The organism is Fulvivirga kasyanovii (assembly GCF_009711405.1).
GTDB classification, from domain to species: Bacteria; Bacteroidota; Bacteroidia; order Cytophagales; family Cyclobacteriaceae; genus Fulvivirga; species Fulvivirga kasyanovii.
On record NZ_SMLW01000257.1, the window covers coordinates 1 to 3,312 of the forward strand.

The 3,312-nt window shown below is 41.1% G+C and carries 2 protein-coding genes; both read left to right on the plus strand.

Annotated features, from left to right (window positions below; translation table 11 throughout):
* The first annotated feature begins 115 nt into the window (after positions 1–115).
* A complete protein-coding gene (locus E1163_RS01545) occupies positions 116–517 on the plus strand; it encodes a hypothetical protein (RefSeq protein WP_155168767.1) in 402 nt (133 codons plus the stop codon).
* Positions 518–658: 141 nt separating this feature from the next.
* Positions 659–2,806 (plus strand): toxin-antitoxin system YwqK family antitoxin, encoded by a 2,148-nt coding sequence (locus E1163_RS01550; RefSeq protein WP_155168768.1) that lies wholly within the window; start codon positions 659–661, stop codon positions 2,804–2,806.
* Positions 2,807–3,312 lie beyond the last annotated feature (506 nt).

The following is a 3,312-nucleotide window of genomic DNA, read 5'->3' on the forward strand; positions in this document are numbered from 1 at the left end:
GCTATTAAATCAGGCTCAGTACTTTACTAATTAATTATATTTAGCCACCCATCTAAACCCCTGAATTATGATTGGTTTATTGAAATTCATCTTATCAGTTATACTAGTAATCATTATGATATATAATCTGGTAAAATACGTCACTGCACGCCGTTCACACCACAAAGCTCGCAAACAGCTATTGCAGGATAGACCCATCAGAAAACTAACTAGCATTGAAAAGCAGATATTAAATAGCCTATCAGACATACGCGACCTCTCTGGTGATAATGTGTACCGTCTTTCCGGCATCTCAGAAATACTAACCTTCCATACCAATTCCAACGCCTCTGTGACTCATTATACCATAGGAGGCGTAGAGGTTATACTGCCTTATGACGCGGTTCTATATCTGGATGACAATAATAAGGCTGAGGCTGCACTTACCAGCGATAACAAAATGGCCGTAGTTTCTTTGAATGGCAAATTTTTTATAGAAGAAGCATGGAAACTTTCCAGTCAGGTAGCGACACTATAATCATAGATTAATCAAAATGACCTTAAACCTTTAAATAAAATTGACCAGGCCAGTGATAACCAACCATAGTTTCCGGATATGCCCTGGCCAGATAAAAATGGGATCCGAATATTTAACCCATCAAAATAGTACAACATCGACATGACATATAACTTACCCGTTAAACTTCTCATCTACTGCATTGCAATATTGATTTTCATTCCTTGTCAATTGTACGCACAGACAGATACCGTTTTCTATGGAGATTATGGGAACCTGACCTCCCGGGAAGACGCTCATTTTTACCGGATCAAACCTGTCAAAAAAAGGAAGAAGTATCATATCAAAAGCTTTTACCTGTCAGGAGCCCTTCAAATGTCAGGCTATTCTCTCTCTGATACTGAAGACATCTTTGATGGAGAGGTGACCTGGTACTACAAATCAGGAAATATCATGCAAAAAACCAGCTACAGCAATGGGGTCAAAGAAGGAAAAGAAGTACTGTATGACAAACACGGCAATACTCTGGCTGAAGGCGTATTTAAAAACAATACGCCATTTATGGGTGCCTGTTATAAAAGAGAAGAGAAATACTTACTGATAGGCCACTATAACCACGGAGAACTTGTCTCAGTGGAAGTCATAGACCTCCCGGGAGGTTCCCAGGCAAAGATTTGCAAGAAAAAGGTTTTGAAAAACGGACAACCTCACTATAAATTCAAATACTACGATCAAAAAGGCAACTACCTCGGGCAGGGCACAAACACCGATGACAATGTACACGATGGCTTGTTAGTGAAATATTCATATAACCCTATGAATGTTTTGACTATCGAGAAATACACTCATGGAGTTGTAGATACTACCCTCTCTTTTTACAAAGGTGGACAGATGAGGTCCCTGAAGACAGCTACAGCAGAAAATACCGAAGAGGAAATTTTCTTTAGCCCAGACGGACAAGCAATAGACACCCTTACCTTAAAAAACGGGCAACCTTATGAAGGAGGGTACCTTGAGTTTTACAAAACCGGACAACCCAAAGAACGAGGCTGCTACCAAGATAGCCGCAAAGAAGGAGAAGTATCCTTTTGGTATAAAAATGGGAAGCCTTGCTGTAAAGGAACCTATAAAGATGGATACAAGCGTGAAGGTGAATTTTTAGAAGAATACACAAAAGCCATATATACTTTCAAAAATCATCGACTGAAGGAAACCCGGTACTACCACTCCAATGGCCAGCTCCAGCGACTCCATCTGGACGGCTCTATGGACATCTGCTACGACTCCACTGGCCAGGAAATTTCCAGAATGACCTACAAGGGAGGCAGGCCCTATGAAGGCACGTGGGTGGAATACGACTGGGGGTTAACAAGCAAGCGGGCCAAAGAAGAAAAATACAAGCAGGGAAAGTTGGTATGGACAAAATACTATGCCTCCAATGGCTCCTTATCAGAAGAAAATATTTACGAATCCGGGAAAAAAGTTAAAAAGACAGTGTACTACACTTCCGGTGAAAAAATGATCCTCACCACGTACAGTCAAAATCGCAAAGAGCACATCACTTATTATGACAAGGAGGGAAATATCCTGGGGACGCTAAGCGATGACGGTCAAACGAAGCACGGTAAAGAATACATCTTCACACATAAAGGTAATGGACGTATCTGGGAAGTCAAAGATTATGAAAAAGGCAAAACAACCCACGTGCAAGGATACAGCTACAGTGGTCAACTGCTTTTCGAGCAAGATTACAATGGCATGGGCCGCTCCTACAACCAATGGGGCCGGTTAATCGCTGAAGGCACATTCCGAAATGGGCAACCCTATGAAGGCACATTTTATGAATATGATTATTACAATCACTATATAGAAACCAAGGCAAGCTTCAGGCAGGGCAAATATCACGGACAGGTCATTCACTATCGGTTTAGTGAAGCCACATTCAGCAATAAGCGGACTACCGTACAACAGTACAAAGACGGGAAATTACATGGATTGGTCAAGGGCTATCACGATGGAATACATTTTTATTCCATCCCCTACATGAACGGCTCCAGAGAAGGAGAGGCCATCTACTACAACGCATATGGCCAGGAGCTTTCCCGGGCAAAATTTCAGAATGATCAGCCTTATGAAGGTACAGTCTACGAATACACTATGTACAAACCATACCTCGACAAATCAGTGCAATATAGCAAGGGTGTAAAAAATGGAAAGGAGATACACTATGACTGGTATGGAAATCCAAAAAAAACCTACACCTATAAAAGTGGAGAACTTGTAAAGGAAATTGGAAGTACTACGAACTAAACTGAGGAAGCAAAGCAGGCAAACGGGTTGACCTAGTTAATCTCCCCACCTGGTCGTAGGTTAAGCGCAGCGGCCCTACGACCTAAAATGGAAATAGGGCGTCCGCCCGGGCTAATTCTTTAAATGCTGAAACATGGGAAGAAAGCATTCTATTCGGGATCAACACGTCATGTATTTCGCAATATTTTGGACTATATTCAATAATTGAGCGGACGCTCAAGATCATAATGTGTCCGAAGCGGATGCTACGACCAGGGGAGTGGTGGCTGGTTTAATAAGACATTTATATTTTAATGACACGGCAATTAAACCTTGGCGGCAAGCCTAATACAAATGAATATATAATTTTCATTTTAGCATGTTCAGTCCTGCTGATTCCATTTTTTAAACATCCTTACGTTCTATTTTTAGCCTTTATAGTAATAAGTCTTCTAGCGTTAGTACTATTCACAAAAAGAGCTAAAATTTTAATGTCGGAGAATACTTTAACAGTGGATCGAAGTATA

What these genes read in the sequence shown, in the direction of transcription:
- E1163_RS01550 (WP_155168768.1), top strand. Translation starts at nt 659, where the DNA reads ATGACATATAACTTACCCGTTAAACTTCTCATCTACTGCATTGCAATA.
- E1163_RS01545 (WP_155168767.1), top strand. Translation starts at nt 116, where the DNA reads ATGATATATAATCTGGTAAAATACGTCACTGCACGCCGTTCACACCAC.